Source organism: Dongia mobilis, from assembly GCF_004363235.1.
In the GTDB taxonomy this organism is placed as follows: Bacteria; Pseudomonadota; Alphaproteobacteria; order Dongiales; family Dongiaceae; genus Dongia; species Dongia mobilis.
This window is the reverse complement of record NZ_SNYW01000011.1, coordinates 251,017-277,124: the sequence shown is the minus strand read 5'-3', so window position 1 is coordinate 277,124 and position 26,108 is coordinate 251,017. Positions and strand designations below refer to the sequence as shown.

Sequence of the window (26,108 nt, the reverse complement as noted above, 5' to 3'; positions counted from 1 at the left end):
CGCGCAACCCCTAAACGGGACTAGAAGCCGTAGCCGAAGCTGTCGATGATGGCATGGGCCTCGTCGGATTTGAGGAAATCCAGGAAGGCCCTGGCGGCGGCGTTGTCCTTGCCCGCATTAGTCAGGATGGCATCCTGCCTGATCGGCTTGAACAGATCCTGCGGCACGATCCAGAACGAGCCTTCCGATGGCTTGGTCGGGCTTTGCACCGCCGAGAGGGCGACAAACCCGAGTTCCGCATTGCCGGTTGCCACCATGCTATGGGTCTGGCCGATGTTCTCGCCCATCACGATCCTGGACTGCAGCGAATCCCAAAGCCCAAGGGCCTGCAGAGTCTGCCGTGCCGCGACACCATAGGGCGCCAGTTCCGGATTGGCGATGGCAAGATGCTGGAAGCTGCCGGCCTTCAGGGTCTCGGCCCCGTCGCTGCCGATCATTTCCTTGTTGCCGCTCCAGAGCGCCAGCTTGCCAACCGCATAGGTGAATTGGCTGTCGCCGTCGCCCGCCCCTTCCTCGGCCAGCTTGGCCGGGGTCCTGGCATCGGCCGAGAGCAGGATATGGAAGGGCGCTCCTTCCTTGATCTGGGCGTAGAGCTTGCCGGTAGAACCGGTGGTGGCTACGATCCTGTGGCCGGTGGCGGCTTCGAATTTTGGCGCCAGTTGTTCAATCGCTTCGGCGAAATTGGCTGCGACAGCGACCAGCGCCTCGTCAGCCCTGGCGCTCGAACTGCCAGCAAGAATGGCCATGCCGAGAACGCCGGCGATGAACAGCTGGATGGCGCGCAGGCGCAACATGTTGGATCTCTCCCGTCAGACGTTATATGCAACCGTATATATCGAAACTGAACCGCCGTCAAAGCGCTCGCTTCACGGCTGTTTCGCGTTGATTTTCTTGGATAATCGAATCACCTCGATTAACATCCCGGGCAGCGCGATTCCGCGCGAGAGAGGGAGATTTCCATGGCGCATGACGCACCCGCCGGCAATTCCGGCCCCGGCAAGCTGGCCATCCGCAATATCGGCATGATCCTCTCGGGCGATCTTGAAAACCCGATCCTCGACGGCGACGCGCTCCTCGCCGAAAACGGCAGGATTACCGCCTGGGGCAAGGCCAAGGACCTCGATCTCGACAATGCGGCGACGGTGATCGACGCGCAGGGCGTCACCCTGGCGCCGGGCCTCATCGACAGCCATGTGCATCCAGTAGCCGGCGACTGGACGCCGCGCCAGAACCAGATCGGCTGGATCGATTCATCGCTCCATGGCGGCGTCACCACCATGATCTCGGCGGGCGAGGTGCATATGCCCGGCCGGCCGAAGGACATCGTCGGTCTGAAGGCGATGGCGATCTTCCACGCGCGCGCCTTCGGCGCCTTCCGCCCCGGCGGCGTCAAGCTGCATGGCGGGGCACCCGTGATCGAGCCCGGCATGACCGAGCAGGATTTCAAGGAACTCGCCGATGCCGGTGTCAAACTGCTGGGCGAGATCGGTCTGGGTGGCGTCAAGGACGGGCCCACCGCGCGACAGATGGCGGGCTGGGCCAGGAAATACGGCATCCAGACGACCATCCATACCGGCGGCCCCTCGATCCCCGGTTCCGGCCTCATCGACAAGGATGTGGTGCTCGAGGTCGACGCCGACGTCGTCGGCCATATCAATGGCGGCCACACGGCCCTCCCCGACAATCAGATCCGCTGCATCTGCGAGGGCTGCCAGCGCGGGCTCGAAATCGTCCATAACGGCAACGAGCGCGCGGGACTTTTCACCCTGCGCACAGCGAAGGAAATGGGCGAACTCCGCCGCGTCATCCTCGGCACCGATGCGCCGGCCGGTTCCGGCGTACAGCCACTTGGTATCCTGCGCATGGTCTCGATGCTTTCCTCGCTGGGCAACATCCCGGCGGAGGTCGCCTTCTGCTTCGCCACCGGCAATACCGCGCGCATGCGCAGTCTCGACACCGGCCTCATCCGACAAGGCATGGCGGCGGATTTCGTCTTCCTCGACAAGGCGCAGCATTCCGCCGGCAGGGATTTGCTCAATTCCGTCCAGCTCGGTGATCTGCCGGGCGTCGGCATGGTCGTGATCGACGGCGTGCCCCGCATCCAGCGGAGCCGCAACACACCGCCCGCCACGCGCATCCCTGATCTGGTGAAGGGCAAGCTGGGGTAGATCCAACGTGCCGCCGCTCGCTTCAGGGGGGAGCGCTTCGGCTCTCAGCTCAACGCCTTCAAGAGCGCGATGAGTTGTGCCCGTTGCGTTGCATCGAGCGGGGCCAGTGTTTCTTCCGTTATTCGGCGCGCAACCGCAAAACCCTTTTCGGCCTCGGCACGGCCGGCTTCGGTCAGCGCTACGACCACCCGGCGCGCATCATCGGGGTCCGGGCTGGTTTCGGTGAGGCCACGAGCGGTCAAGCGGTCGACGACACCCTTGATGGTGGCGGCGTCGAGGGCGATCAGGCGCCCAAGCTGGTTCTGCGAGGTCGGCCCCATTTCATGGAGCTTGGCCAGCGTCGACCATTGCGGCGCGGTGAGGTCGCTGCCGAAGGCGGCAGTGAAAATCGCGGTATGGCGCTGGCTGACCTTGCGCAGGATGAAGCCGATCTGCTCGTCCAGCGTATAACTGGCGTCGGCATGCGCCTTGCTGCCGAGGGGGGCGGCCATCAGCGTAAGCCGTCCTCGCCCTTGATCTCGGCCTTGGTAAGCCCGCCGACGCGGGGCAGGGGGCGGCCGCTATCGGTGACGGCGATCGCCACCATGATCTCATTGGCGCGCGGCGCGTCGTTGATCTGCACCTCCATCCCGTCGAAATGGCTGCGTACATAGGCGGCGTCCTTGTGGCCCAGCGGCACGTCGAGGACGCAACCCAGGCCACCGCGCTTCTTCGAGGAGGGGATGAGGGCGGCGCCCTTCTCGAGTACCTTCCGGACCGGCGCGCCCATCTTCGGGTGCAGGATGGCGGCGGCGTGTTCCAGTTCGCCGTTCTCGCCGACGGCAGCCGCCTTGCCGTAACTCTCGGCCCTGGCGCCCTCGATGCCCAGTGCGGCGACCGCCTTCTCTGTCAGCAGCCTGCCCAACTCCTCGCCGATTTCCATCAGCGGCGTCAAATCCTCGACATACTTGCCGGCGAACGGATTGGCGATCACGGCGACGGCGGCGGCACGCCGCGTCGGCGGGTTGATACCCTTGTCCATTTCGCGATGGGTTTCCTCGACGAAGGTAGCAATCTTGCGGATCTCGGCTTTCATCGCAATCCGTCCTCTCCCTTGATCTCGCTGGCGGCAAGGCCGCCCATACGGTTGTGAATGCGGGCGCCCGTCGTCATGACCAGAGCAAAAAGCAGTTCGTCGGCGCGCGGACTGTCCGGAATGCCGATCTCGACCGCGTCGAAATGGCTGCGCACATAGGAGGCATTGACATGCGTCACCGGCACGTCGAGGCGGGTACCCGGTCCACCCACTTTCTTGGTGGAAGGCACGATGGCCTTGCTGTTGCCGAGTACCTCTCGCATGGCATAACCGCCCGGCGCATGCCACAGGGCGCCATGTTCCAGTTCACCCGCCGACCCGACGATGGACCCCTTGCCGTACCCCTCGACGATCGAGCGGTCGCCACCAAGTGCCGTCACCATGTCCTGGGCAAGGGCGAGGCCGACGGGCTTTAGGTCCTCCATGAAGGGGGCGATCTCTTCGACATAGCGGCCGGCAAAGGGGTTGCGGATGACGACCAGGCCGGCACAACGGCGCAGCGGGGTGTTGGCCCTGGGGCCGCCTTCGTGAAAGATCTCCTCGACGGAGATCAGGCGCTTGCGGATCTCAACCTGCGGCATGGCTGCGCCACTCCTTGTTCGTTTTGTTCGCTTTGTTCGTTTGTGTCGTCGGGGCCCGCGCGATGCCTGCGACAGGACCGGACAGGCCGACCAGCCGCGTCGATCCAGCGAGGCGCAGCGCGGCGGCGCGAATGAGTCCGCTTTCGACCAAAAGTCCGGCATGGCGGGCGCCATGATCAAGGGCCTCTTCAATCTCGTCTTGAGAAAGCGCGGCAACCGCGCGGGTGACGAGTCGCTCACCCAGATCGCTGTCCGGCTGGATCGAGATTGCCTGGGCGCGGGTGATTGCCGGATGTCCAGGCAGGTCGACGCGGTTGGCGATCATGGTCGCGGCGGCATCGGCCTCGGCAGCGCTGTCCGCCAGCACGGTGACCGCGTCGGCAATGCCCAGCGAGAACGACCGGCCGTGCCGGCCGCTGGTCGCGATGCCATGGATGCCATCCTCGGCCTGGATGACGATCTGGCCATCCAGGATCGTTGACAGTTCCGGGCGCACCATCATGCCGATGGCGAAACTCTGCCCTGGCGCCAGATGCAGGGCAATGTCGCCGCCATTATTGACATAGGCGCGGGTGAGGGGTGCCGCGCGCAGCATGGCGGCAAGGATCGTGTCCGCCCCGGCACCGGCCACCGCCGCCATCGGCGTGATGAAGTCCAATGCCGCAAAGGGTCTTGTTGCCAACAACATCTGGCGCGCAGTTTCGCCGGTGGGTTCCTGCCCGGCTTCCTGCCGCAGCAGCGGTAATTCCGCGCACAACTCATCCAGCAGCGTGGCGAAGCGGGCGCGCGCGGCTTGATAGGCGGCCGTCACTGCTTCCCACGTGCCCTCCGCGCCGATAACGAGATCGATCGGCCCATCCTGCAGATGCAGGCGCTTGCCGTCCGGCAACAGGCGCATCTGCTGGCGTGGCATCAGCGCCCTCCGCCCTTGGTCGGCTGCATGTTAAACGGCCAGGGCGAATCCCGACGCGTTGCTACGCGCAGCCTCTTGTTGTTGTCGCCCGCCAGGGTCTCCAGCCGCCGCACGTGATCCATATGGCCGCCGAGTGTCGCGTAATCATCCAGCCGCAGCGTGAACTCGATCGGCGCCACCAGGGCCGGCGTCGGCACATAGCCGAAGGCGTTTTGCGGCAACAATGTCACATCGACCATCAGCGTGATGCCGCCGCCCGGCCAGACATAGGCCGGTGCCCCGCCGCAGGTGACATAGGTCAGCGCGCTTTTGACCGATTGCGTGAGGCGCACCGGGTTTTCGGTAACACCGGCCCGCAGCGACCCGCCGGCCCCACCCATGAAGAGCACCGTGGAGAGGGCCGGCTCGCAATTCTCCTTGATCCGTGCGACGGAGTCCTGCAGTGCCTGCGGCATGTCCGTTTCGACCGGCTGCAACGCGTCGTCGAGCACGTAATAGCCGGCATGCTCGCCGGTGGTGCTCACCATCAGCATGGTCGTGCCGGGCTTCGCCACCTTGGCATCGAAGGGCAGCAGGATGGAGAGCGGGTCCGAAATATCGGTGCCGCCCCAGCCGGTGCCGGGCTCGGCCACCTGGAAATAGCGGCCGGGTGTCGATTTGCGGCCCTTGAGCTTGATGCCGGTATCGGGAATGCCCAGCAGCTTGCCAGCCTGGTGCTCGGACAGCACGCCGGTGATGTGGTCGTCGACCACCACCACCTCGTCCACCTTGCCCTGCCATTGCTTGGCGAACATGCCGATGGTGGCCGAGCCGCAGCCGACCCGCATGCGTTCTTCCTGTTGCCCGTTGACGATCGGCGCCTTGCCGGCTTCGACGATCACGGTCGAGCCGCCGTCGATGGTCAGCTCCACCGCCTTGCCGTTGCACAATTCCAGCAGCGTGTCGCAGGTGACGCGGCCCTCCTTCTTGGAGCCGCCGGTCAGATGATGCACCCCGCCCAGCGACAGCATCTGCGAGCCGTATTCGCCGGTCGTCACATGGCCGACGGCCTCGCCTTGCGCACGCACGCTGGCCTGTTCCGGGCCGAGATGCCGGTCGGTGTCGATTTTGATCTTGACGCCGCAATAGCTGAAGATGCCCTCGGTCACCACTGTGACCATATCGACGCCCTCGACCTCGGCGGCGACGATGAAGGGCGCCGGCTTGTAATCGGGATAGGTCGTACCGGCGCCGATCGCGGTGACGAAAGTGTTGCCGGCATGGAGGAGGTCGCCGTCCCAGTCCTGGACGCTACCGCCGAAGGGCACCACCGCCTGGCCTTCCGCCAGCGTCTTGTTGAGGAGCACATGCGGATCGACCCGCACCAGCTCGCCGCCCGCATTGGCATAGCGGTCGCAGGCACCCGTGGCGCCGTCGCGGATATAGCACAGCACGGGGCACGCGTCGCAGCGGATCTTGCCGTCTTCCGTCTTGGCTGGAATGGCGCTCATTTGCGGCTCTCCAGGATCGCGGCACGGATGCGGTCGGGTGTTGCCGGCACGCGGGTGAGGCGCACGCCGGTCGCATCGGCAATGGCATTGAGAATGGCGGGTGCCGTCGGGATCAGCGCCTGTTCGCCGATGCCCTTGGCGCCGAACGGACCGATTGGCGCCGGGTCCTCGATCAGGATGCTTTCGATCGCCGGAACGTCGCCGATGGTTGGGATCAGATAATCGTGCAGGTTCTCGCCGCGCCCCGGGTGGAATTCCTCCATCAGCGCAAGGCCGATGCCCTGCGCGATGCCGCCCTCAATCTGGCCTTCGACCAGTGTCGGGTTGATGGCACGGCCGACATCATGGGCGGCGGTGATCTTCCGGAGTTTGACGGTGCCGAGCTCCGTATCGACCGCCAGTTCCACCAGATGGGCGCCAAAGCCATAGACGGCATAGGGCACGCCCTGACCATCGGCGTCGAGCGGTGCTGTCGGCGGATCGAAGGTTTCCTCGGCCATCACCACGTAGCCGTGCTGGTCGCAGGGCAGGGGACCAAGGTCGATGCGGTGCGCTGCGGCGCCGTCGCGCACGGTGATGTGCCCGTCGCCGAAATCGAGCTTCGCATCCTCGCCGGCATTGGCGAGGCGCAGGATGCGCGCGCGCAAGGCGCGGCCGGCCAGTTCCGCCGCCTTGCCGCTGACGAAGGTCTGGCGCGAGGCGGAGGTCTTGCCGCAATCGGGTGTCTGATCCGTATCGGCCGACAACAGGTCGAAGCGTGCGATGGGCGCCCCCAGCGCGTCGGCGCAGATCTGCGTGATGACCGAGTTCGACCCCTGGCCGATATCGACCGCACCCTGGTGGAGCGCCAGGCGTCCATCCGGCTTCAGGCCGAGGCGCATGGTGGAGGGGTTGGGCAATGACGTGTTGCCGCAGCCATACCACATTCCGGCGACACCAACGCCGCGGCGGGTAAGCGAGGGCACGGCATTGGCCTTCCCCGCCTCGGCCCGCGCGCGCGCCCAATGCGGCTTCAGCGCCTCAAAACAGGCCCGGATACCGGTACCGGGCCCCAGCACCTGGCCGGTCACGGTTGGCTGGTCCGGCCCCAGCGCATTGATCAGACGAAAATCGAGGCGGTCGATGCCGGCCTTGTCCGCCAGCATGTCATAGAGCTGTTCCTGCGCGATCGTTGCCTGCGGCACGCCGAAGCCGCGAAAGGCACCAGCCGGCACTACATGGGTATGAACGGCGCGGGTGAGGGCCCGGTAATGAGGCAGGAAATAGGGCCCCGAAGCATGCACCGGCACGCGGTTGGCGACGGTCGGTCCCCAGGAGGCATAGGCGCCGGTGTTGAAGTCGCCCTCGAAATCCATCGCGACGAGCTTGCCGTGCCTGTCCGCGCCGACCTTCACCCGCATGCGCCCGGGATGGCGCTTGGTGGTGGTGGCGATGGATTCAGTGCGTGAATAGACGAGGCGCACCGGCTTTCCCGTCAGCCAGGCGGCCAGCGCGAGATAGGGTTGGACCGAGAGGTCGAGCTTGGAACCGAAGCCGCCACCCACTGCCGTCGGCACGATGCGAATTGCTTCCGGCTTCAGCCCCATGATCTTGGCGAGATCATCGCGGTCCATAAAGGGGGCCTGGGTGCAGGCATGGATCTCGAGGCGCTCGCCGACCCGCCGGGCAAAGCCAGCCTCGGGTTCGATATAGGCGTGTTCGACGAAACCGGTCTCGAATATGCCCTCGACCACATGGTCTGCACCCGCCAGCGCCGCCTCGGCGTCGCCCTTGACCACACGGCCGCGCACCAGGATGTTGCCGGCTCGCGCCTCATGCACCAGATCAGTTGCAGCGAGAGCGGTGTCGAGGGTGAGGTGGGCCGGAAGCTCGGTCCAGGTGATCGGGAAGGTCTTGAGGTCGAGCGCCTCGATTTCATCCTTGTCGCCCACCACGGCCGCCACCGCCTCGCCCTTGAAACGGGCGTGGGTTGCAGCGAATACCGGCTGGTCGGCGAAGGGCGGAATGACGCCAAAGCAATTCTCGCCCGGTATGTCGGCGGCGGTCAGGATGCGGGCGATGCCGGGATGCGCGCGCTGATAGGCGGCAAGGTCGCCGAAGGCAAAGGCGGCGTGATGATAGGGCGAGCGGATCACCCGCAGCAGCAACGCATCCCGGGGATGCGCGTCGGCGCCGAAGACGTCCTCGCCCTTGACCTTGCGCTGCCCGTCGAGCCGCTCGATGCGGGCGCCAACAGCAGCACCACTGTCCGGCAACTTCGCCGCTTGCTTCTCGGCAGTCGCATCCAGCACGGCGGCGACGATCTTGCGATAGCCGGTGCAGCGGCACAGCACACCGCCCAGCGCGTCCTGCACTTCCGTCTCGGATGGCGCCGCCTTCCGCTCGAGCAGGGCGGTGGCCGCCACCAGCATGCCGGGCGTACAGATGCCGCATTGCGCGGCTCCATGGCGGAGAAAGCTTTGCTGCAGCCGGGCCGCCGTCTTGCGCTGTCCCAAACCTTCGATGGTTACGATCTCGCGCCCGGCCACCTGGCCCAGCGCCACCAGGCAGGCACAGGACGCCTCGCCGTCGATCAGCACCGTGCAGGCGCCGCAATCACCGGCATCGCAGCCGATCTTGGTACCCTCCAGATGCAAGGCATCGCGCAACGCCTTGGAGAGGCGCCAATCCGCCGGCGCGTTCACGGTGATCTGCGCACCGTTGAGGGTAAGGGGAATGCCGGCTCGTGAAGCGTATTTGGGGGAATCGTACATGTCAGTTCCCCGCGGCCAGCATCGCTGCCGCCGCCACGCGCCGCAGCAGGATCAGGGCCGCATCGCGACGATAGCCGGCGGTCGCACGCACGTCGTCGATCGGGGCTAAAGCGGCCAGGTGTCCGGCGTGAAGCCGGCCCGCGATCTCCTCGGCCTTCCGGCAACCCACCAGCGCCGCTTCCGCCTCGGCAAGGCGCTGCGCCACGGCCGAACAAGCGCCGATAGCGATGCGCGCCTGGCCCACGCGGCCATTTTCCAGGGACATGGCAACGGCAATCATGACAATGGAAATAACCAGGTAGCGGCGCGCGCCCAGTTTGCCGAAGGCCGAGGCGTTTTCAGCCACATTGCGCGGCACAAGGATGGCGCTGACCATTTCACCGGGGAGGAGGGCCGTCTTGCGATTGCCGAGGATGAAGGCGCCGAGCGGCAGCCGGCGCGTCCCCGCCGCACTCAGCAATTCGACCTCGGCTTCCAGCGCCATCAGCGGCGGCACGCTGTCGGCAGCCGGCGAGGCGTTGCAGAGATTACCGGCGATGGTGCCTCGGTTCTGGATCTGGATCGAGCCGATCTCTTTTGCCGCCGCCTTCAGGGCGTCGAAACCCCTGGGAAGGGGCTGTGCCACGATCTCGCTCCAGGTCGCGGCGCCGCCGATCCGGATATGTGTGGGCGTGGTGGCGATGCCGCGCAGATCGGCCAGGCGCGAAATGTCGATCACCGGATGTTCGATCACCTGCTCCCCCTGGGCGGGGAAGAAATCCGTGCCGCCCGCCAGCAGGCGCGCGCCCGGTTCGGCCATCATCGCCAGGGCCGCCTCGACCGATTTCGGCTGCAGAAACATGCCGGCTGGAACCCCTCTTGCTTGGCAGCCTCACCCGCAACCTCCCGCCGCCACTGGCGCAATTGCGGAAGATTGTTTGTATGCAAATAATTCTCCCGTGCGCCGCTGCCGTCAAGAGTGGAATCGGAGAAGCCTTCCGCTTCTTGCCCTGCAGCATTAAATCTTCGAAGAATGGCGTCCCATTTCGGCATGAGGTGCGCGCCATTCCCGCTTCCCGGTCCTGGATCGTTGGCCTTGTGGTAGCGGCATCAATTCTTGGCGCCGTGCCGGCCCTGGCGCATACGACCGGCAATGCCTTCGTTCTGCTGCTGCCGACCGGCTACTACCTCGCCGGAGGCACGCTGGCGGTGGCATTCTCCGTCGTCGTCGCCTTCTTCCTGCCGGCGCGGATATGGACATCTCTCCTGCGGCAGCGGGTTGATCTCGGCGCTGTGCCGGAACCGCCGCGCGTGCTGCTCGGTTCCGTCGCATCACTCCTGTTGCTCGGCCTCATCGCCGCCGGCTTCCTGGGCAATCCGGATCCCCCTGCCAATCCGCTCCCCATCGTCTTCTGGTCGCTGTTCTGGGTCGGCTTCCCCTTCGTACAGGCGGTCTGCGGCGATGTCTGGTCATATCTCAACCCGTTCCAGGCGCCTTACCAGCTGCTCCGCCGCCTGACCGGTGGGCGGACATTCGCCTATCCCCCCTGGCTCGGGCATTGGCCGGCGGTCCTTGCCTTCATCGCCTTCGCCTGGTTCGAACTGGTCGATCTGGCGCCCGACGATCCAGACCGACTTGCCTCGGCGGTACTCGCCTATTGGGGGGTCACGCTCCTCGGCATGCTGCTCTTCGGCGGCGAGACCTGGCTTGCCCGGGCCGAGGCCTTCACACTCTTCTTCCGCCTGATGGCCGCGCTGGCGATCTTTCGCCGGGAGGTTGGCGGCGATGGCCGGCCCCGGCTTGTTCTCGGCTGGCCCGGCACCCGCCTGCTCGACCAGCCGCCGCTCGGCTTCGACGGCATCTGCTTCGTGCTGCTCACCCTGGCGACGGTTTCCTTCGACGGCCTATCCAAGACCTTCTGGTGGCTGGCCTTGGGCGGCATCAACCCGCTGGAATTCCCCGGCCGCAGCGCGGTCATGGAACTGAATTCGCTGGGCCTCGCAGGAACATGGTTGGCGCTGCTCGCGGCCTATCTGCTGGCCTGTGGCTGGAACCGGGCCTTGGCCGGTCGCCTTGCCCTCAGCATCATCCCGATCGCACTCGCATATCACTTCGCGCACTACCTGACAGTAATGATGGTCGATCTGCAGTATGCCGCCAGAGTGGCAAGCGATCCCTTTGGCCTGGGCTGGAACCTCTTCGGCAGCGCCTCGCTCTATGTCACCACCTCCTTCCTCACGACCTATTCATCCGTCGTCATGATCTGGAATGCCCAGGCGGGTGCCATCGTGATCGGCCATGTCATCGCCATCGTCCTCGCCCAGGTGATGCATGCCGAGCAGTTTGTCGGCAACCGCCTCGCCCATCTGCCGCTCGCCGCGCTGATGGTGCTCTACACCCTGTTCGGTCTCTGGCTGATGGCGACGCCGGTTGCGGGGTAGACGATCGGCCGCTTGAGTTTTGCGGAGGCCCGTGTTTTATTTGTACACAAATGGTCGCCCACAAGACCAAACGAGGCTGAGTGATTCGAGCGATCCGCTCAAAACCGTCCGCTCAAGACAGGGAGTTGCGACATGAATCCGAAGTCCCCCATACCGGCATCATCCAAATCGGTCACCCGCCGTTCCGCGCTGAAAAAACTCGGCGCCGCCGCCGGCGCTGCCTCGGCGCTGACACTGGCGCCCGGCTTCGTGCGCTATGCCCAGGCGCAATCCAGTGCACCGATCAAGCTCGGTTTCCAGGTGCACAGCACCGGCATCGGCGCCGCCTATGGCCGCTGGTATGACCGCACGACCCAGGCGGCGGTGGCGCTCATCAACGAGGCGGGGGGCATTTCCGGCCGGCCGATTGAACTCGTTAGCGAGGATGACGGCACTGACCCCAAGCGCGGCGCCGAGGTGGTCGAGAAGTTTGCCAGCCAGCACAAGGTCGACCTCGTCTTCGGCACGCTCTTCTCCCATGTCGTGATCGGTGCGGCGCCGCGCGCGGGCGAACTGAAGATGCCCTATTTCGTGGTGAGCGAGGGCTATCACGTCGCCTCCGGCGCCCTCAATCGCTACGTTTTCCAGCCCGGCATCACCGATGTCCGCTCGCAGGTGAGCGCGATGGCGCCCTGGATCGCCGGCAATCTCGGCAAGAAGGTCACCATGATCTTCCCCGACTATGCCTTCGGCCATGACCATCGCGACTTCTTCTCTGCCGCCATCGAAAAGCAGGGCGGTTCCATTGCGGCCCTCCTGCCGATTCCGCCGACGGAAGCCTCCTACACGAAATATTTCCCGCAGATCCCGGCCGATACCGAGGTGATCTATCACGTGATGGTCGGGCCGGGCGTGCTCACCTTTGTCAAGGAAATGGGCGAGCATTTCGGCTCGCAGCGGCCGCAGATCTTCGGCTTCGTCGATTCGCTTGAGGCTGTCGACATCGCCAGTCCCGGCCTCGAATTCCTCGACGGCACCTATTTCTGGGAGGCCAATCCGCGCTATGCCGGACCGAGTCAGACTGAATTCGACAAGTTCTTCCGCGAGAAGGTGGGCGTCGACGCCAACGGCGCCAGCGTTTCTGATCCGAAGGACATTTCGACCTATTCACACATGTTCGGTTGCTGGGAAACGCTCTACGTCATCAAGCAGGCGATCGAGGCCAGCGGCTATCAGGGACCGGCCGATAGGGCCAAGCTGATCGAGGCCACCGAGGCCATGACCACCTTTGCCGCCGGCAACGAGCATCCACAGGGCGACAAGACCTTCGACGGCAAGCGCCACCAGTGCTACGGCCATCAATTCATCTCGAAGGTGGAAAACCAGAAACTCAATGTCGTCCACCAGACCTCGATCGAGGACGGCATGTACGAGAACGATACCGACTACACCAAGCAAGCCCTGTAGCCCCAGTTCTCCCTTGTCATCCTCCGCGAAGGCGGGGGATCCACGAGTTTTTCTGCCTGACGAATTCGTGGATGGCCCGCCTTCGCGGGCCATGACATGGAGGGGCCGACTTCATCGAAGATAGGACATTCCCGCTTGGCATTCGGGCCGCATCTACTTCTTGCTGTGATGGAAGGAACCGTGACCGCCTTCGTGCTGGCCCTCACGGCACTTGGCCTGTCGCTGGTCTTCGGTGTCATGCGCATCGTCAACGTGGCGCATGGCGAGTTCTTCATGCTGGGCGCGGTGCTGGCCTGGGGCTTCACCGCGCTAATCCCCGAACTGCCGTTCTGGGGGTTCATGCTGGCTCTGCTGGCGGCGCCGGTCTGCGTCGCCGCGATCGCGGTCATCGCCGATGCGCTCGTGCTGCGCCGCCTCAATTATGAGCCCGAGGCCACCATCGTCGCCACCATCGGCCTGCTCTACATCCTGCAGCAATCGGTGCTGACGCTCTACGGTCCCAATGCGCAGCCGGTGGTGGCGCCGATCAGTTTCCGCGTCGTACTCCCCTGGTTCGGCTATTCCGGCTACAAGCTGGTCGTCATCGGCGCCGCGGCCCTGCTGCTGATCGGCGTCTGGTATGCCATCACCCGTACCAAATTCGGCCTGGTGATGCGCGCGACGCAGTTCGACCGCGAGACGGCGCAGGCCTTCGGTGTGCCGGTGAAACTGGTCTACGCCGCCGTATTTGCACTGGGTGCCGCACTTGCGGCCATTGCCGGCGTCCTGGTGGTGCCGCTGCAGCAGGCGCACTACCTGATGGGGCTCGACCCGCTGCTGCTCTCCTTCATCGTGGTCATCATCGGCGGCCTCGATTCCCTCAAGGGCACGGTCGTCGCCGCCTTCATCATCGGCCTAAGCGACGGCATCATCTCGATGTTCTTCTCGCCTACGCTGGCAAAAATCATCGCCACATTGGCGGTTGCCCTGGTCCTGGTGTGGCGGCCCCAGGGCCTCTTCGGGGCGCGCGCAAGATGACAGGCAGAGCGCGCGTATGGGTGTTGCACGGCGGCGTCATCCTGCTGCTGTTCCTGCTGCAATTCGTGCTGCCGGACTATCACCACACCAACGTCGCCCGCATCATGGTGCTGGCGACTTATGCCATAGGCTACAACCTGCTCATCGGCTATACCGGGCTCCTGAGCCTCGGCCATGCCATGTTCTTCGCCACCGGACTCTATGGTGCCGGTCTGCCGATCTACTATTTCGGCCTGCACCCCGTGGCTGGCTTCCTGCTCGGGGCGCTGCTCGCTCTCGTGCTGGCGTTCGTCGTCGGCCTGATCGTGCTGCGCACCAGCGGCGTCGCCTTCATGATCGTCACCATGATGTTCGCCCAGGCCTTCTTCCTGGCGACGCTCTATTTCAACGGGGTGACGCGCGGCGATGAGGGGCTGGTGCTGGCAGCCGAAGCGCGGCGCTTCGGTTTCCTCGGCCTCGATCTCGATCTGGCCGAGCCCGCTACCCGCTACAATATGGCTCTTTCGCTGTTCACGGGTGCCCTGCTGATCTGCCTCGCGCTGGTGCGCTCGCCATTGGGTCGCGTCATGATTGCCATCCGCGAGAACGAGGAGCGGACGCGGATGCTGGGCTACAACGCCCGCGACTACAAGCTGCTGGCGCTCTCGCTTTCCGGCTTGCTCTCGGGCGCAGCGGGCGCCGCCTATGTGCTGCTCTTTGCCTATATGGGGTCCAGCTTCGCCGCCATCCAGTATTCGATCCTGCCGCTGCTCTGGGTCCTCCTCGGCGGCATCGGCACGGTCATAGGCCCGCTGATCGGCACCGCGCTGATGTTCTACCTGATCGACAAGACCAGCGAGGTGATGCAGAGCTACCTCATCGTGGTAGGCGCTGTGCTGGTCGCGCTGGTGCTATTTTTCCCGAAGGGGCTCGCCGGAACGCTGCGGCAGCGTTATGCGCGGTGGCTGCCATGAGTTTCCTGCGGACCGAGGCGCTCAGTCGCAGCTTCGGCGGCCTTGCCGCCGTGGCTGGCGTCGATCTTTCCGTCGAGCCGGGCGAGATCCGTGCCATCATCGGCCCGAACGGCGCCGGCAAGACGACTCTGGTGAGCCTGATTTCAGGTCGGGTGCCACCCAGTTCCGGGCGCATCGAATTCGACGGCGACGACATCACCGCGCTGAAGCCCTGGGAACGGGTGCTGCGCGGGATTGTCTACACCTTCCAGATCACCAGCATCTTCCGCAATCTGACCCTGGCGGAGAATGTGATGCTGGCGGCGCAGCGCGCGGCAAGCCGTGACCAGCCGCTCTGGCGCGGGCTCGATGACCGGGCCGTGACGCAGGCCGTCGATGCGGCGCTGGAGCGGGTCGGCCTGGCCTCCCGAGCGCAGGAACTGGCGGGCGAGCTTGCCTATGGCCATCAGCGCCTGCTGGAAGTTGCCATGGGTCTTGCCTTGCGGCCGAAGCTGCTGATCCTCGACGAACCGACTCAGGGTTTGTCGGAACAGGAGATCGCGGATTTCTGTGCTCTGGTACGGTCGATCGCGATGGATGCCACGATCCTGCTGATCGAACATAATATGGATGTGGTGATGGCGCTGGCCCAGCGCATCACTGTCATGAACAACGGCGCCCTGCTGGCGGAGGGGACGCCGGACCAGATCATGAACCACGCCGAAGTCCAGCGCGCCTATCTGGGAACGTGATGCTTAAGGTCGATGCCATCAATGTGTTCTATGGCAGCGTGCAGGTGCTGCGCGATGTTACGTTCGACCTGAATCCGGGCGAGATCCTTTGCCTCTTGGGGCGTAACGGCGCCGGCAAGACGACAATCCTGAAATCCGTCATCGGCCAGATGAAGCCACGGACCGGCCGGATCTCGCTCGAAGATATCGATCTGACAGCGCTGCCGCCGCATGAGGTGCCGAAGCAGGGCATCGGCTATGTTCCCCAGGGCCGGCGGTTGTTCGCCGAACTCAGCGTCGAGGAAAACCTGCAGATGGGCCTGCTGGCGCGCAGGCGCGGCGGCGACGTGCGTGCGCGCGTACTCGATCTCTTTCCGGTCCTGCGAGAACGCCTCGGCCAGCGTGCGGGTACGCTTAGCGGCGGTGAGCAACAGATGCTGGCAACGGCGCGCGCCCTCTGCCTCGAACCACGGATTTTGCTGCTCGACGAGCCGACCGAAGGCCTGATGCCGATCATGATCGCGAAGATCCTCGAGATCGTCGGCACCCTGCGTGAAATGGGGGTCGCCACCATCCTGGTGGAGCAGCGCGTCGAATCGGCCCTCCATGTTGCCGACCGAATCGCCTTCATCGAGAACGGCCGCGTCGCCGAGGTGATGACGCCCGATCGTCTGCGCGACGACCCCAGATTGCTGCATCAGTATGTCGGCGTCGGGGTCAAGGGCTAGAAGCCGCACACCCCGCCGCCATCGACCGAAAGAATGGCGCCGTTGACGAAGCCGGCCTCGGGCGAGGCGAGATAGAGAATTGCCGCCGCCACTTCCTCCGGCGTCGCCATGCGCTTCATGGGCGAGCGGTCATGGGCGGCTTTCAGATACTTGCCGGCATCGCCACTGGCCTCGGCCGCCTGCCGGATCATGTCGGTATCGACATTGCCGGGACAGACGCAATTGATGCGGACCTGCTGCGCCAGTTCCAGCACCATGGCACGGGTCATGTTGACGACCGCCGCTTTCGAAGCGGAATAGATCGACCCCAGCGGATAGCCGATGATGCCGGCATCGGAGGCAAGGTTGACGACGCAGCCGCCGCTTGCCTTCAGCGCCGGGAGGGCGGCCTGGATGGCGAAGAAGGTGCCGGCCACATTGGTTGACATGGTGCGGTCGTAATGCGCCTGGTCCACATCCTCGATCTTCACTTCCGCGAAGAAACCGGCGGAATTCACCAGCACGTCGAGTCCACCCAGCCCGGCGATGGCGCCACTGACGATGGTCGCTGTTTCGCGCTGGTTGCCGATCTCGCCCAGTGCCGGAACGATGCTGGCGCCGGGGTGGCTGGCAGCGAACGCATCATAGCTGTGCCGGCTGCGGGCGCCGACGGCGACCCGCGCTCCCTCGCTCACAAAGGCCGCGACGGCAGCCGCGCCGATTCCGCGTGCGCCGCCCGTGACCAGGATTTTCTTGTTCACAAACCTCATTGCCTTCCCCTGACGGACGAATCTCGGCCGGGCCAGTCAGGAGACTGGCAGGGCCGGTCGCTTGATCTTGATCAAAGATGCCACCCGATGGCCAGATACATCAAGCCGCCGCCCGCCTTTGCCGCATCCTGATCGGCAGATATCGGCCTTCACCGGAGGGAAGCCTGTGAGTGCGCAGCCCGAAGCCCATCTCGCCAGAGCCGGCAACCCTAGCATCCGGCGCCTGTCCGGCCGCATTGGCGCTGAAATCTGCGATATCGATCTGGCTGGGCCGCTGAGCGACGAGACGGTGGCGGCGATCCGCAGCGCGCTGCTTGCCTATCGCGTTATCTTCTTCCGGGGTCAGGGGCATATGACGGACGGGCAGCAGGAAGCCTTTGCCGGCCGCCTCGGCGATCTGGTGCCGCATCCGACCGAGAAGGTGAAGGCCGGCACCATGGGCATCCTGGAACTGGATGCCGCCGCGGGCAACGGCAAGGCCGATGTGTGGCATACCGACGTTACGTTTGTTGATGCCTATCCCCGCTATTCCGTGCTGCGCTCGATCGTCATCCCGGAATATGGCGGGGACACTATGTGGGCCAGTACGGTTGCGGCCTATGAGGATCTGTCGCCCGAATTGAAGCAACTGGCCGAGAGCCTGTGGGCCATTCACAGCAACAAGTATGACTACGCCAGTACCGCGACCAACATGACGGCGGCCGAGAAGGCGCATTACGAGAAGGTCTTCGCCTCCGCGCAATACGAGGCGAAACATCCGGTCGTGCGCATCCATCCCGAGACCGGCGAAAAGTCGCTGGTGCTGGGTTATTTCATCCAGCGTATGGCCGGTCACAACCATGTCGATTCGGCCCATCTCTTCAATCTGCTGCAGAGCCACGTTATTAGGCCGGAAAACACCGTGCGCTGGAACTGGCGCGTGGGCGATGTCGCCATCTGGGACAACCAGGCGACCCAGCATTACGCGCTCAATGATTACGACGGCCAGCGCCGCGTCATGCGCCGTGTGACCATTGCGGGCGAGGTCCCGGTCAGTGTCGATGGTCGCCGGTCCGAACAGCTCCGCAAGGGCGCCTAGTTGATCGGTACGACGGAGATCGCATTGTAGGGTGAGCCGTCGATGAGACGGGTCGACCAGACGAGATAGACCAGGACGTTCCTTTCGGTGTCGAGGAAACGGGTTACCCGCAATTCCTTGAAGAAGAACGAGGTATCTTCGGAGAAGACGACCTCGCCATCTTCGTCCTGCGCGATCTTGTCCTTGAAACGCAGCGGCCCAACAGCCCGGCAGGCGATCGAAAACCGGCTGGGATCCTCTGCGAAACCCATGGCGCCGCTCCACCCGCCTGTTTCCGCCCGGCTGATATAGCAGGCGGCATTTTCCACCTTGGGATCGTCATAGCGTTCTACCACCACCTTGTCGTTCGGACTCATCATCCGCCAAGTGGTGGATACCTCGCCGATCCGATCCTGGGCAAATGCCGGCGCACCCCAGATCAGGAGCAGGGCAAGGCCGGAAATCATCCGATTGGTGCGCATTCAACTCTCCCTGTTGAGGCGGGCACGGGCGTCAAGCTGGTTCGGCCCGCTTTTGTTCCAGGGCCAGAATAACAATGCGACCGGGAACCGCACAGGGGCTGATCCTGTTGCACCCGGAGCGCCAACCGACCACATTCTCCTCATGACGCCAAAGGAAACCATCGCTGAAGACAGGTTGCGGCGCCTGGTCGAAAGGTTGCCGGCCGGGATGGCGCGGTTCGTCCACCGCCTGCGCCGGCCGGCTGCGCGCTGGCTACGCATTCCGGCGGCACTTTTTTTCGTCGCCGGCGGCATCCTGTTCTTCCTCCCCGTGGTCGGCCTATGGATGCTGCCATTGGGTCTGTTGCTTCTGGTTGAGGACGTGCCGGTCCTGCGACGCCGTGTGTATGGGGCCGTAAATTGGCTGGCCGAACGCCGGCCGGACTGGTTTGCATGAGCGACTGGCTGCCGCCACCTCTTGCCTTCCTGTTCTCCACCCTGCACACCGTGCTGGCGCTGGCGGTAAGTATTCATGTATTGCTGCGCAAGCGCGAGGCGGGGTCTGCCATCGCCTGGATGGGCCTCGCCTGGCTGTCGCCGGGCATCGGAGTCATCCTTTACCTGCTGTTCGGCATCAATCGCGTCCATCGCAAGGCATATCGCATTCGCAGCAGGCGCGAACTGCCACGCCTGCTGCGTCTGCCGGATGCACCACGACGCAGCGATCATCTGGCTCCGCTGGAACTGGCGGTCGACAGCCTGACGGGGAGCGCGCTGCCACCGGGCAATCGGATCGATCTGCTGCGCGACGGCGAGGAAACCTATCCGGCCATGCTGGAAGCGATCGACCGCGCGTCGACCAGCATCGCCCTGGCCAGCTATATATTCGAAATGGACGACATTGGCCGGTCGTTCGTCGCGGCCCTGGCGCGTGCACGGGAGCGCGGGGTTGCCATCCGGGTCATTGTCGACGGCGTCGGTAGCGGCTATCTCCTTTCGCCGGCCTATCGGGCCATGAGCGCGCATGGAATCGAGGTTGCGAGGTTCCTGCACTCTCTCCGGCCCTGGCGCATGGGTTTCCTGAATCTCCGCAATCACAAGAAAATCCTGGTGGTCGACGGCCGCATGGCTTTTGTCGGCGGCCTCAATATCAGCATCGACCACCTGCCGGGCAGCGATCCGCCACATCCCATACGCGACGTACATTTCCGCGTCACCGGCCCGGCGGTAACGCAGATTGCCGAGGCCTTTGCAGCCGACTGGTACTTTGCCGTCGGCGAGGAACTCAGCGGGGAAAGCTGGATCCCGCAGCTTGGACCTGCCGGGACAGCCGAGGCGCGCGTCATCACCTCAGGGCCGGATCAGGATCCAGCCCGGCTCAGCCTGCTTCTGCAGCAGGCAATCAACTGCGCCCGCCATTCGATCGCGCTGGTGACGCCTTATTTCCTGCCTGAGGAGCGCCTTGTGACTTCGCTGATGCTGGCGGCGATGCGCGGTGTTGCAGTCGACATCGTACTGCCCCAGTCATCCGACAACTTGCTGGTCGACTGGGCGACGCGGGCGCATGTGGCGCCTCTGTTGGAGGCCGGCTGCCGCATCTGGCGGGCGCCGCGGCCCTTCGATCACTCCAAGCTTCTGTCGATCGATGGCGAATGGTCGCTGATCGGTAGCGCCAACTGGGATGTGCGTAGCCTGCGCCTCAATTTCGAGATCAGCCTCGAGGTTTATGACCGCGACTTTGCCAGGCTGATCGAACAGCAGGTCATGCGGCGCCAGGGACGTCGGCTGACCTTGCGCGGCCTCAGTCGACGCTCACTTTCGATCCGGTTGCGCGATGCCGCGGCGCGGCTCCTGCTGCCCTATCTGTAGTGCGGGGCTTGGGCTCGATCAGCACCTCGATCGGATGATGATCTGACGGTCCGCGTGCGAGTACGCGGCTTCCACTGCAGGAGAGAAACCGGACCAGGCAGCGGTCGAGCCGGGTTTGCAGGCGGTGGGTGGCGCTCCGCGGCCCGACTTCCACAAAATCGGGGATGCGGATGGCGCCGATGGCGTTGCAATCACCGATGATGACGGTCGGTCCCTCGGTTGCATGGGCGACCGCCAGGAGTTGGCGTCGATTGAGGATCTGCCCGTGCGAAAGATGCACATTGGCAAAGGCAATGCCGTCCAGGAAGAGAAGCTGGGCAAGGCGTGGCGGTACCCGCAGCGGGAAGGGCGAAACCGGCAGTGGCACGGAATAGGGGCTCTCGACGTCGTGCGGCGACCAGGCCGCAAGGCCATAAACCCGACGCTGCATCGGTTGCCAGTGCAGCGTTCCGCCGACGAAATGCACCAGGCTTTCCAGCGGCTGCTTGGCTTCCTGCATCAGCAGCAGGTCCGGCCTCTCGGCCTCGACGAGGTCGGCAAGGTCGCCGACCACGGCGCCGCCACGATGCCAAAGATTCCAGGAGATGACCTTGAGTGGCGCAGTCATCCGCTGTTTCTGGCGCCTGTCATGTCCTTCAGGCGGCAAGGGCGGTGGAATCGGTCAGCGTCACGCCGGTCTTCTGCATATCGGCAACCGCCCCGGCCAGCGATCCGCCGAGATCGATGGCACGGCAGGCGTCCATGACGACCCGCGTTTCGAAGCCGAGACGCCGGGCGTCGATGGCCGAATAGGCGACGCAGAAATCGGTGGCGAGGCCCACCAGGGTGAGGCGTCCCAGCCCACGCTCGCGCAGATAACCGGCAAGGCCGGTCGGCGTGGAGCGGTCGTTCTCGTAGAAGGCGGAATAGGAATCGATCGCGTGGCGGAACCCCTTCCGGATGACAAGTTCCGCCCGGGTCCAATCGAGGCCGGCATGAAAGGCGGCGCCACTGGTGCCCTGCACGCAATGATCCGGCCAGAGGGTCTGCGCGCCATAGGCAAGTTCGATGGTCTCGAATGGCGCCTTGCCGGCATGCGAGCTGGCGAAACTTGAATGGCCGTGCGGGTGCCAATCCTGGGTCAGTACGACATGCTCATGGCCGGCGATCAGGCGGTTCACCAGGGGGATGATCGCGTCGCCGTCCTTAACCGCAAGCGCACCGCCGGGACAGAAATCGTTCTGCACATCGATGACGATCAGGCAGTCTTGTGCAGCAGGCATCTCGGCTGACCTCCTGAGTGAATTGTCCGGCCAAGATCATAGAGCGAAAGCCGAGCGTGTCGCAATTCCGCCACTGCTGAGAAAATGGGCAGGCTGTCACCCGATCCGCCGCGATCGACACCGCTCGCCACCCGGCCGGCCTTGCAGGGCTCAGGCCGTCGTGCCGGGATACTAGCCGCGCAGCACCTGGCCGCCATCGACCACCAGCGTTTGGCCGGTCACCCAGGAGGCCTGCGGCGAGGCGAGGAAGAGAACGGCATTGGCAATTTCGTCCGGCCGGCCATAGCGGTCGAAGGGGATGCTCCTGCGTACGTTCTCGTAGGTTTCCGGCTCATTTTCGCGGCAGCGGTCCCAGAAACCGCCCGGAAAGTCGATCGATCCCGGCGCCACGCAGTTGACACGTACCCTCTTGGGCGCGAGGCGCAGGGCCTCGGAAGTGGTGAACTGGATGAGGGCCGCCTTTGCGGCCGCATAGGCGGGCTGGTCGGCCGAGGGCATCAGGCCAGAGATCGAGGAAATGTAGACGATCGCCCCCGCCGGCGCCTGTACCAGGTGCCTCTCGGCCGCTGCACTGCCCCGCACGGCCGCCATCACATCTACCTCGAAGCAGGCCTTCCAGGGATCACCGGTCTCGTCCATGCCAGAGGCATTGCTGACGAAGACGTCGATCCCGCCCAGGGCCGATGCCGCCGCATCGACATAACCGGCAATGGCCTTGTCGTCGGCGAGATCGCAGGTCGCAGCATGCACCTTGCCTCCGATGGCAGCGATCTCGGCGCGGGTCTTTTCCAGCGTCGCGGCGCCACGGGCGCAAATGGAGACGGCGGCACCCGCCTGCGCGAAGCCAAGCGCAATCGAGCGGCCGATCCCGCGACTGCCGCCGGTGACGATAACGCGGCAATTGGTAAAGTCGAATGTCATGATCCCCTGTCCCTCCGGATACTCAGTCCGCCATGTTCCGCTCACGCGAGCATGGCCTCGATCAACTCCACGACGGCCAACCCTTCGTCCAATGTCGCAAGATGGTTGGGTTTGCCGTCCAGCAGCAAAGCGAGATGGTCGAGGGGTGCCGAGGCGGGGTAATGCGGGCCGGCTTCTCCTGTGAATTCGAGGTGCTGCCAGTCGACGATGGCGGCCTCGCCCCTCGAGCCGGTGACGGCAAATCGGATGTCGTCATCCCGGTCGCCGCCGATCGCGGCATCGAGGTGAAAGACGAGATCGCCATGGCTGATCTCGGCCACCAGCGCCGTTTCCGTCCCGTGGGCCGGGCGTGTGACCAGCGCCTTTTGCAATTTACCCGGACCGAACAGCCGGTTGGCGAGAAAGATGTAATGCGAGACGACCTCTCGGGTGAAGCCACCTTCCTCCGCGCCGGCAAGCCAGGCGCCGGCGCCCGATTGCCAGGAACGCGGCCATTGCGCGAAGCGGGCACGCAGGCTGATACCGGTCAGGTGGTCAAGCTGGCCGCTGGCGACTACATAGCCGAGGCGCAGCGCCACGTCGCGGGCGGCGAAGCTGAAATTGACGGCCGCCGGAATGCCGGCTTCGGCCGCGATATCGCGGCAGGCGCGGGCGGAGGCGATGCTGTGGGCAAGCGGCTTTTCGCACAGGATCGGCTTGCGGTGTCTGGCCGCCAGGCGAACCACTTCCTCATGTACCCGCGGTGGCGTCGCCGTGTAGACCGCATCCACGGCCGGGTCGGCAATGACGGCTTCGGCGCTCGGCAATTGGGGAAAGGATACCTGCGGCCGTGCCGGGTCGAAACCGGCGGCAACGCTGAAGCGTGGATGTGCCGCCAGCAAATCCGCCATTTCACGTCCCATCACACCAAGCCCGACGATGCCGAAACGATAGGTCTTCATGAACCCTCCACACCTGAGACTCAGGCCAGTGAATAGAACATGCGCATCGATGTCGCCAGCAGGAACAGGGCGAAGAACTTGCGCAGGATACCCCCCGGCACCGTATGGGCGACGCGGGCGCCCAGCGGCGCACAGATCAGGCTGCCGGGCACCAGCATTGCGACAGCCAGCATGTTGACATAGCCCAGGGACGTTTCCGGCAGGCCGGCGAGACCCCAGCCGGTGACGACGAAGCTGATCGCCCCCGGCACCGCGATGATGAGTCCGACCGCCGAGGCGGTGCCGACCGCGCGTCGTATCGGATAGGAACAGAGGGTGAGGGTGGGCACGGTGAAACTGCCGCCGCCGATACCCATCATGGCCGAGAAGCCGCCGATGGCGATGCAGATCGCCTGCCGCCAGGGTGCCACGGGGAGCGATTTGGCGAGGTGGTAGTCGCTGCGGGCAAAGGCCAGATAGCTGGCGATGACGAGGGCCATGACCGCGAAGATCAACGTCAGGGTGGCACCCTTGGCGATGCTGGCGAGGACCGAGCCGATAACGACGCCGACGGCGATCCAGGGTGCCCATTGCTTCAGCAGCCCCCAATCCACCGCGCCGCGACGATGATGAGAGCGCAGCGAGATGATCGAGGTCGGCACGATCGAGCCCAGCGACGTACCGATGGCGATATGCATCCGGAGGTCGAATTGCACGTCGAAGGCGCCCAGCACATGGAACAGGACCGGGACGACGACGATGCCGCCGCCGACGCCGAGCAATCCCGCCAGAAACCCCGAAAAGCAGCCAGCCAGGGCAAGCATGCCGGCAAGGAGCAGGATATCGTAATCGAACATGGCGCCATTTACCGTCGCCGGCTCAGGCCGGCAGGACGTTCAGTTTTCGGAACTGGAGCGAGATTCGCTGGCCCCGGGCGAGTGCCATCTGCGCGAATTCGGGCGGCAGGGCGACATCCAGCGAAACGGGCGCGTCTGCCAATTGCACCTCCACCCGCGGCAATGCGCTGGCCCGGAAGATCTGCTGCACGATCGCCGGCACGCCTTCCGAACTGATGACGATTTCTTCCGGACGCACATAGGCGATACCGGTGCCCTGGGTGAAGTCCGCCGGCTGCCCTGCCGCGACATAGGTTCCGGCAACCCGGATGCGACCGCCCTCAACCGTGCAGGGAATGCGGTTGGCACCGCCCAGGAATTCGTAGACGAAGGCCGTGCCGGGGCGATGGTAGACCTCCTCCGGCGAACCCACCTGTTCGATGCGGCCGTGGTTCATCACCACCACCTTGTCGGCCAGTTCCAGGGCCTCTTCCTGGTCATGGGTCACGAAAACCGAGGTCAACCCCATGGTGTCGTGCAGGCGCCGCAGCCACTTTCGCAGATCCTTGCGCACCTTTGCGTCGAGCGCACCGAACGGTTCGTCGAGCAGCAGGACCGAGGGTTCGATGGCGAGCGCGCGGGCCAGGGCCACACGCTGGCGCTGGCCGCCGGAGAGCTGGCTCGGGAAACGGCCACCGAGGGAATCGAGCTGGACCAGGCCGAGCAGTTCATCGACCCGGCGCTTGATCTCGGCCTTGTCGGGCCGTTGCCCGCGCGGACGAACGTCAAGGCCGAACGCGATATTGTCGGCGACGCTCATGTGGCGGAACAGCGCGTAATGCTGGAACACAAAGCCAACCTGGCGTTCGCGCAGCTTGCGCCCGGTCATGTCGAGATCGTTGAACAGGATCTGCCCGGCATCCTGTTGCTCCAGCCCGGCCAGGATTCGCAGCAGGGTGGTCTTGCCGGAGCCCGACGGCCCCAGCAGTGCCACGAACTCGCCCTTCTCGATATCGAGGCTCACTCCATCGAGCGCCGCAAAATCGTTGAAGCGCTTGGATATATCCTTGATCTGCAAGCTCATGGCGAGCCACCTTTCTGTTCAAGCTGAAGTGCCGCAGCTTGCTTCGATGCCGCGTGTCAGATGCCGTCGCCCATCGTCATGCCGGCGGAGCGCCCCAGCAGCACATCGGACAGCGACGTGCGGTCGAGAATGCCGGAGGAGGCGTCGCGCACCTGCTTCAGGACGTGCCGGATGGCGCAGGTGGCCTCGTCCTCGCAATCGCTGCAGCGCCGATAGGCGGTAAGGCTAGCGCAGGGTAACTGCGCCAGCGGACCGTCGATCAGGCGAATGACATCACCGAAATAGATATTCTCGGGCGGCGTGGCCAGGGCATAGCCGCCACGCTTGCCGCGGAAGCTCTGCACCAGGCCATGGCGCTTCAGTTCCAGCAGGATAAGCTCCAGGAACTTGCGCGGCACTGCCTGCTTTGCGGCGATTTCGGCAATGCCGACAGGATTCGAATCCGATGGATTGTCGCGGGCCTTGGCCAGATAGATCAGCGCCCGCATGGCGTATTTGGCTTTTTGGGACAGCATGCTCAAATCTCGATAGGGTTACTAGAGAATTGAGCGTTGCGTCCAAAAATGTCAAGGATTTTCAGGGGAAATTTTCCGTGAGCCACCCGAAAGTGGGGCGACAATAGCCAAGCTGTCCGCCGGGTGCCAGTGGATTTGCGATCCCCGATGCAAAGGCGGCTGGAACCATTCGAGCAACA

The 26,108-nt window shown here is 64.6% G+C and carries 27 protein-coding genes; 10 read left to right on the top strand and 17 right to left on the bottom strand.

What is annotated here, in order from left to right; translation table 11 throughout:
- Positions 1-20: 20 nt before the first annotated feature.
- Positions 21-794, bottom strand: coding sequence for a molybdate ABC transporter substrate-binding protein (gene modA, locus A8950_RS15815; protein WP_133614643.1), 774 nt, complete (start codon positions 792-794; stop codon positions 21-23).
- 165 nt (positions 795-959) lie between these two features.
- Here modA and A8950_RS15810 point away from each other — a divergent pair, with 165 nt between their 5' ends.
- Positions 960-2,168, top strand: a complete 1,209-nt coding sequence (locus tag A8950_RS15810) for an amidohydrolase family protein (RefSeq protein WP_133614642.1) — start codon at positions 960-962, stop codon at positions 2,166-2,168.
- A 44-nt stretch (positions 2,169-2,212) separates the two neighbouring features.
- On the opposite strand, the gene A8950_RS15805 is transcribed toward A8950_RS15810, so the two are convergent.
- From A8950_RS15805 to A8950_RS15775, 7 genes are read right to left on the bottom strand one after another with little or no spacing between them, the layout of a single operon-like run.
- Positions 2,213-2,659, bottom strand: a complete 447-nt coding sequence (locus A8950_RS15805) for a MarR family winged helix-turn-helix transcriptional regulator (protein WP_133614641.1) — start codon at positions 2,657-2,659, stop codon at positions 2,213-2,215.
- Entirely contained in the window at positions 2,659-3,243 is a 585-nt protein-coding gene (locus A8950_RS15800) for an amino acid synthesis family protein (protein ID WP_133614640.1), read from the bottom strand. The genes A8950_RS15805 and A8950_RS15800 overlap by 1 nt, the downstream gene beginning before the upstream one ends.
- The gene (locus A8950_RS15795) at positions 3,240-3,824 is read right to left on the bottom strand and encodes an amino acid synthesis family protein (RefSeq protein WP_133614639.1); all 585 of its coding nucleotides are present in this window, start codon (positions 3,822-3,824) and stop codon (positions 3,240-3,242) included. Before A8950_RS15795 ends, A8950_RS15800 begins: the two co-directional genes overlap by 4 nt.
- Entirely contained in the window at positions 3,811-4,737 is a 927-nt protein-coding gene (locus tag A8950_RS15790) for a UPF0280 family protein (RefSeq protein ID WP_133614638.1), read from the bottom strand. Before A8950_RS15790 ends, A8950_RS15795 begins: the two co-directional genes overlap by 14 nt.
- Complete coding sequence (locus A8950_RS15785) at positions 4,737-6,227, bottom strand: 6-hydroxynicotinate reductase (RefSeq protein WP_133614637.1); 1,491 nt, start codon at positions 6,225-6,227, stop codon at positions 4,737-4,739. Before A8950_RS15785 ends, A8950_RS15790 begins: the two co-directional genes overlap by 1 nt.
- Positions 6,224-8,980, bottom strand: a complete 2,757-nt coding sequence (locus tag A8950_RS15780; RefSeq protein WP_133614636.1) for a molybdopterin-dependent oxidoreductase — start codon at positions 8,978-8,980, stop codon at positions 6,224-6,226. Before A8950_RS15780 ends, A8950_RS15785 begins: the two co-directional genes overlap by 4 nt.
- Position 8,981: 1 nt before the next feature.
- Complete coding sequence (locus A8950_RS15775) at positions 8,982-9,821, bottom strand: FAD binding domain-containing protein (RefSeq protein ID WP_133614635.1); 840 nt, start codon at positions 9,819-9,821, stop codon at positions 8,982-8,984.
- A gap of 236 nt (positions 9,822-10,057) precedes the next feature.
- Between A8950_RS15775 and A8950_RS15770 the strand changes: the two genes are divergently transcribed.
- The 6 genes from A8950_RS15770 (at position 10,058) to A8950_RS15745 (ending at position 16,255) form a co-directional block, all read left to right on the top strand.
- The gene (locus tag A8950_RS15770; protein WP_133614634.1) at positions 10,058-11,401 is read left to right on the top strand and encodes a hypothetical protein; all 1,344 of its coding nucleotides are present in this window, start codon (positions 10,058-10,060) and stop codon (positions 11,399-11,401) included.
- Between the two features lie 132 nt (positions 11,402-11,533).
- Positions 11,534-12,847 carry an ABC transporter substrate-binding protein gene (locus tag A8950_RS15765; protein WP_133614633.1) on the top strand — a complete coding sequence of 438 codons (1,314 nt, stop codon included), beginning with the start codon at positions 11,534-11,536 and terminating at the stop codon, positions 12,845-12,847.
- 180 nt (positions 12,848-13,027) lie between these two features.
- Complete coding sequence (locus A8950_RS15760) at positions 13,028-13,864, top strand: branched-chain amino acid ABC transporter permease (protein ID WP_208109887.1); 837 nt, start codon at positions 13,028-13,030, stop codon at positions 13,862-13,864.
- Complete coding sequence (locus A8950_RS15755) at positions 13,861-14,817, top strand: branched-chain amino acid ABC transporter permease (protein WP_133614631.1); 957 nt, start codon at positions 13,861-13,863, stop codon at positions 14,815-14,817. The genes A8950_RS15760 and A8950_RS15755 overlap by 4 nt, the downstream gene beginning before the upstream one ends.
- Positions 14,814-15,548, top strand: coding sequence for an ABC transporter ATP-binding protein (locus tag A8950_RS15750; protein ID WP_133614630.1), 735 nt, complete (start codon positions 14,814-14,816; stop codon positions 15,546-15,548). Before A8950_RS15755 ends, A8950_RS15750 begins: the two co-directional genes overlap by 4 nt.
- Positions 15,548-16,255: an ABC transporter ATP-binding protein gene (locus A8950_RS15745; RefSeq protein WP_133614629.1), complete on the top strand. Its 708-nt coding sequence runs from the start codon at positions 15,548-15,550 to the stop codon at positions 16,253-16,255. Before A8950_RS15750 ends, A8950_RS15745 begins: the two co-directional genes overlap by 1 nt.
- On the opposite strand, the gene A8950_RS15740 is transcribed toward A8950_RS15745, so the two are convergent.
- The gene (locus tag A8950_RS15740) at positions 16,252-16,995 is read right to left on the bottom strand and encodes an SDR family NAD(P)-dependent oxidoreductase (protein WP_208109886.1); all 744 of its coding nucleotides are present in this window, start codon (positions 16,993-16,995) and stop codon (positions 16,252-16,254) included. The genes A8950_RS15745 and A8950_RS15740 overlap by 4 nt on opposite strands.
- 175 nt (positions 16,996-17,170) lie before the next feature.
- Here A8950_RS15740 and A8950_RS15735 point away from each other — a divergent pair, with 175 nt between their 5' ends.
- Positions 17,171-18,082: a TauD/TfdA dioxygenase family protein gene (locus A8950_RS15735; protein WP_133614627.1), complete on the top strand. Its 912-nt coding sequence runs from the start codon at positions 17,171-17,173 to the stop codon at positions 18,080-18,082.
- Here A8950_RS15735 and A8950_RS15730 read toward each other — a convergent pair.
- The gene (locus tag A8950_RS15730) at positions 18,079-18,543 is read right to left on the bottom strand and encodes a CreA family protein (RefSeq protein WP_208109885.1); all 465 of its coding nucleotides are present in this window, start codon (positions 18,541-18,543) and stop codon (positions 18,079-18,081) included. The two genes, A8950_RS15735 and A8950_RS15730, sit on opposite strands and share 4 nt — an antisense overlap.
- A gap of 142 nt (positions 18,544-18,685) precedes the next feature.
- On the opposite strand from A8950_RS15730, the gene A8950_RS15725 reads away from it, so the two are divergent.
- Together A8950_RS15725 and cls are read left to right on the top strand one after the other, a co-directional pair.
- Complete coding sequence (locus A8950_RS15725; RefSeq protein ID WP_133614626.1) at positions 18,686-18,979, top strand: hypothetical protein; 294 nt, start codon at positions 18,686-18,688, stop codon at positions 18,977-18,979.
- Complete coding sequence (gene cls / locus A8950_RS15720) at positions 18,976-20,391, top strand: cardiolipin synthase (protein ID WP_133614625.1); 1,416 nt, start codon at positions 18,976-18,978, stop codon at positions 20,389-20,391. Before A8950_RS15725 ends, cls begins: the two co-directional genes overlap by 4 nt.
- On the opposite strand, the gene A8950_RS15715 is transcribed toward cls, so the two are convergent.
- From A8950_RS15715 to A8950_RS15685, 7 genes are all read right to left on the bottom strand, one after another.
- On the bottom strand, positions 20,324-20,998 hold the full coding sequence (locus tag A8950_RS15715; RefSeq protein ID WP_133614624.1) for an endonuclease/exonuclease/phosphatase family protein: 675 nt from the start codon (positions 20,996-20,998) through the stop codon (positions 20,324-20,326). The two genes, cls and A8950_RS15715, sit on opposite strands and share 68 nt — an antisense overlap.
- A 28-nt stretch (positions 20,999-21,026) precedes the next feature.
- Positions 21,027-21,653: a bifunctional nicotinamidase/pyrazinamidase gene (pncA, locus tag A8950_RS15710; RefSeq protein WP_133614623.1), complete on the bottom strand. Its 627-nt coding sequence runs from the start codon at positions 21,651-21,653 to the stop codon at positions 21,027-21,029.
- Between the two features lie 171 nt (positions 21,654-21,824).
- Positions 21,825-22,574 carry an SDR family NAD(P)-dependent oxidoreductase gene (locus A8950_RS15705; RefSeq protein ID WP_133614622.1) on the bottom strand — a complete coding sequence of 250 codons (750 nt, stop codon included), beginning with the start codon at positions 22,572-22,574 and terminating at the stop codon, positions 21,825-21,827.
- Between the two features lie 41 nt (positions 22,575-22,615).
- Positions 22,616-23,515, bottom strand: a complete 900-nt coding sequence (locus A8950_RS15700; RefSeq protein ID WP_133614621.1) for a Gfo/Idh/MocA family protein — start codon at positions 23,513-23,515, stop codon at positions 22,616-22,618.
- A 20-nt stretch (positions 23,516-23,535) separates the two neighbouring features.
- Positions 23,536-24,351, bottom strand: a complete 816-nt coding sequence (locus A8950_RS15695) for a sulfite exporter TauE/SafE family protein (protein WP_133614620.1) — start codon at positions 24,349-24,351, stop codon at positions 23,536-23,538.
- 22 nt (positions 24,352-24,373) lie between these two features.
- On the bottom strand, positions 24,374-25,414 hold the full coding sequence (locus tag A8950_RS15690) for a sulfate/molybdate ABC transporter ATP-binding protein (RefSeq protein WP_133614619.1): 1,041 nt from the start codon (positions 25,412-25,414) through the stop codon (positions 24,374-24,376).
- A gap of 56 nt (positions 25,415-25,470) precedes the next feature.
- Positions 25,471-25,929 carry an RrF2 family transcriptional regulator gene (locus A8950_RS15685; protein ID WP_133614618.1) on the bottom strand — a complete coding sequence of 153 codons (459 nt, stop codon included), beginning with the start codon at positions 25,927-25,929 and terminating at the stop codon, positions 25,471-25,473.
- Positions 25,930-26,108: the final 179 nt, after the last annotated feature.

Bases quoted from the DNA above. Each gene is read 5' to 3' on its own strand.
- modA (WP_133614643.1), bottom strand. From the start codon at position 794: ATGTTGCGCCTGCGCGCCATCCAGCTGTTCATCGCCGGCGTTCTCGGC.
- A8950_RS15810 (WP_133614642.1), top strand. From the start codon at position 960: ATGGCGCATGACGCACCCGCCGGCAATTCCGGCCCCGGCAAGCTGGCC.
- A8950_RS15805 (WP_133614641.1), bottom strand. From the start codon at position 2,659: ATGGCCGCCCCCCTCGGCAGCAAGGCGCATGCCGACGCCAGTTATACG.
- A8950_RS15800 (WP_133614640.1), bottom strand. From the start codon at position 3,243: ATGAAAGCCGAGATCCGCAAGATTGCTACCTTCGTCGAGGAAACCCAT.
- A8950_RS15795 (WP_133614639.1), bottom strand. From the start codon at position 3,824: ATGCCGCAGGTTGAGATCCGCAAGCGCCTGATCTCCGTCGAGGAGATC.
- A8950_RS15790 (WP_133614638.1), bottom strand. From the start codon at position 4,737: ATGCCACGCCAGCAGATGCGCCTGTTGCCGGACGGCAAGCGCCTGCAT.
- A8950_RS15785 (WP_133614637.1), bottom strand. From the start codon at position 6,227: ATGAGCGCCATTCCAGCCAAGACGGAAGACGGCAAGATCCGCTGCGAC.
- A8950_RS15780 (WP_133614636.1), bottom strand. From the start codon at position 8,980: ATGTACGATTCCCCCAAATACGCTTCACGAGCCGGCATTCCCCTTACC.
- A8950_RS15775 (WP_133614635.1), bottom strand. From the start codon at position 9,821: ATGTTTCTGCAGCCGAAATCGGTCGAGGCGGCCCTGGCGATGATGGCC.
- A8950_RS15765 (WP_133614633.1), top strand. From the start codon at position 11,534: ATGAATCCGAAGTCCCCCATACCGGCATCATCCAAATCGGTCACCCGC.
- A8950_RS15755 (WP_133614631.1), top strand. From the start codon at position 13,861: ATGACAGGCAGAGCGCGCGTATGGGTGTTGCACGGCGGCGTCATCCTG.
- A8950_RS15750 (WP_133614630.1), top strand. From the start codon at position 14,814: ATGAGTTTCCTGCGGACCGAGGCGCTCAGTCGCAGCTTCGGCGGCCTT.
- A8950_RS15745 (WP_133614629.1), top strand. From the start codon at position 15,548: ATGCTTAAGGTCGATGCCATCAATGTGTTCTATGGCAGCGTGCAGGTG.
- A8950_RS15730 (WP_208109885.1), bottom strand. From the start codon at position 18,543: ATGCGCACCAATCGGATGATTTCCGGCCTTGCCCTGCTCCTGATCTGG.
- A8950_RS15725 (WP_133614626.1), top strand. From the start codon at position 18,686: ATGACGCCAAAGGAAACCATCGCTGAAGACAGGTTGCGGCGCCTGGTC.
- cls (WP_133614625.1), top strand. From the start codon at position 18,976: ATGAGCGACTGGCTGCCGCCACCTCTTGCCTTCCTGTTCTCCACCCTG.
- A8950_RS15715 (WP_133614624.1), bottom strand. From the start codon at position 20,998: ATGACTGCGCCACTCAAGGTCATCTCCTGGAATCTTTGGCATCGTGGC.
- pncA (WP_133614623.1), bottom strand. From the start codon at position 21,653: ATGCCTGCTGCACAAGACTGCCTGATCGTCATCGATGTGCAGAACGAT.
- A8950_RS15705 (WP_133614622.1), bottom strand. From the start codon at position 22,574: ATGACATTCGACTTTACCAATTGCCGCGTTATCGTCACCGGCGGCAGT.
- A8950_RS15700 (WP_133614621.1), bottom strand. From the start codon at position 23,515: ATGAAGACCTATCGTTTCGGCATCGTCGGGCTTGGTGTGATGGGACGT.
- A8950_RS15695 (WP_133614620.1), bottom strand. From the start codon at position 24,351: ATGTTCGATTACGATATCCTGCTCCTTGCCGGCATGCTTGCCCTGGCT.
- A8950_RS15690 (WP_133614619.1), bottom strand. From the start codon at position 25,414: ATGAGCTTGCAGATCAAGGATATATCCAAGCGCTTCAACGATTTTGCG.
- A8950_RS15685 (WP_133614618.1), bottom strand. From the start codon at position 25,929: ATGCTGTCCCAAAAAGCCAAATACGCCATGCGGGCGCTGATCTATCTG.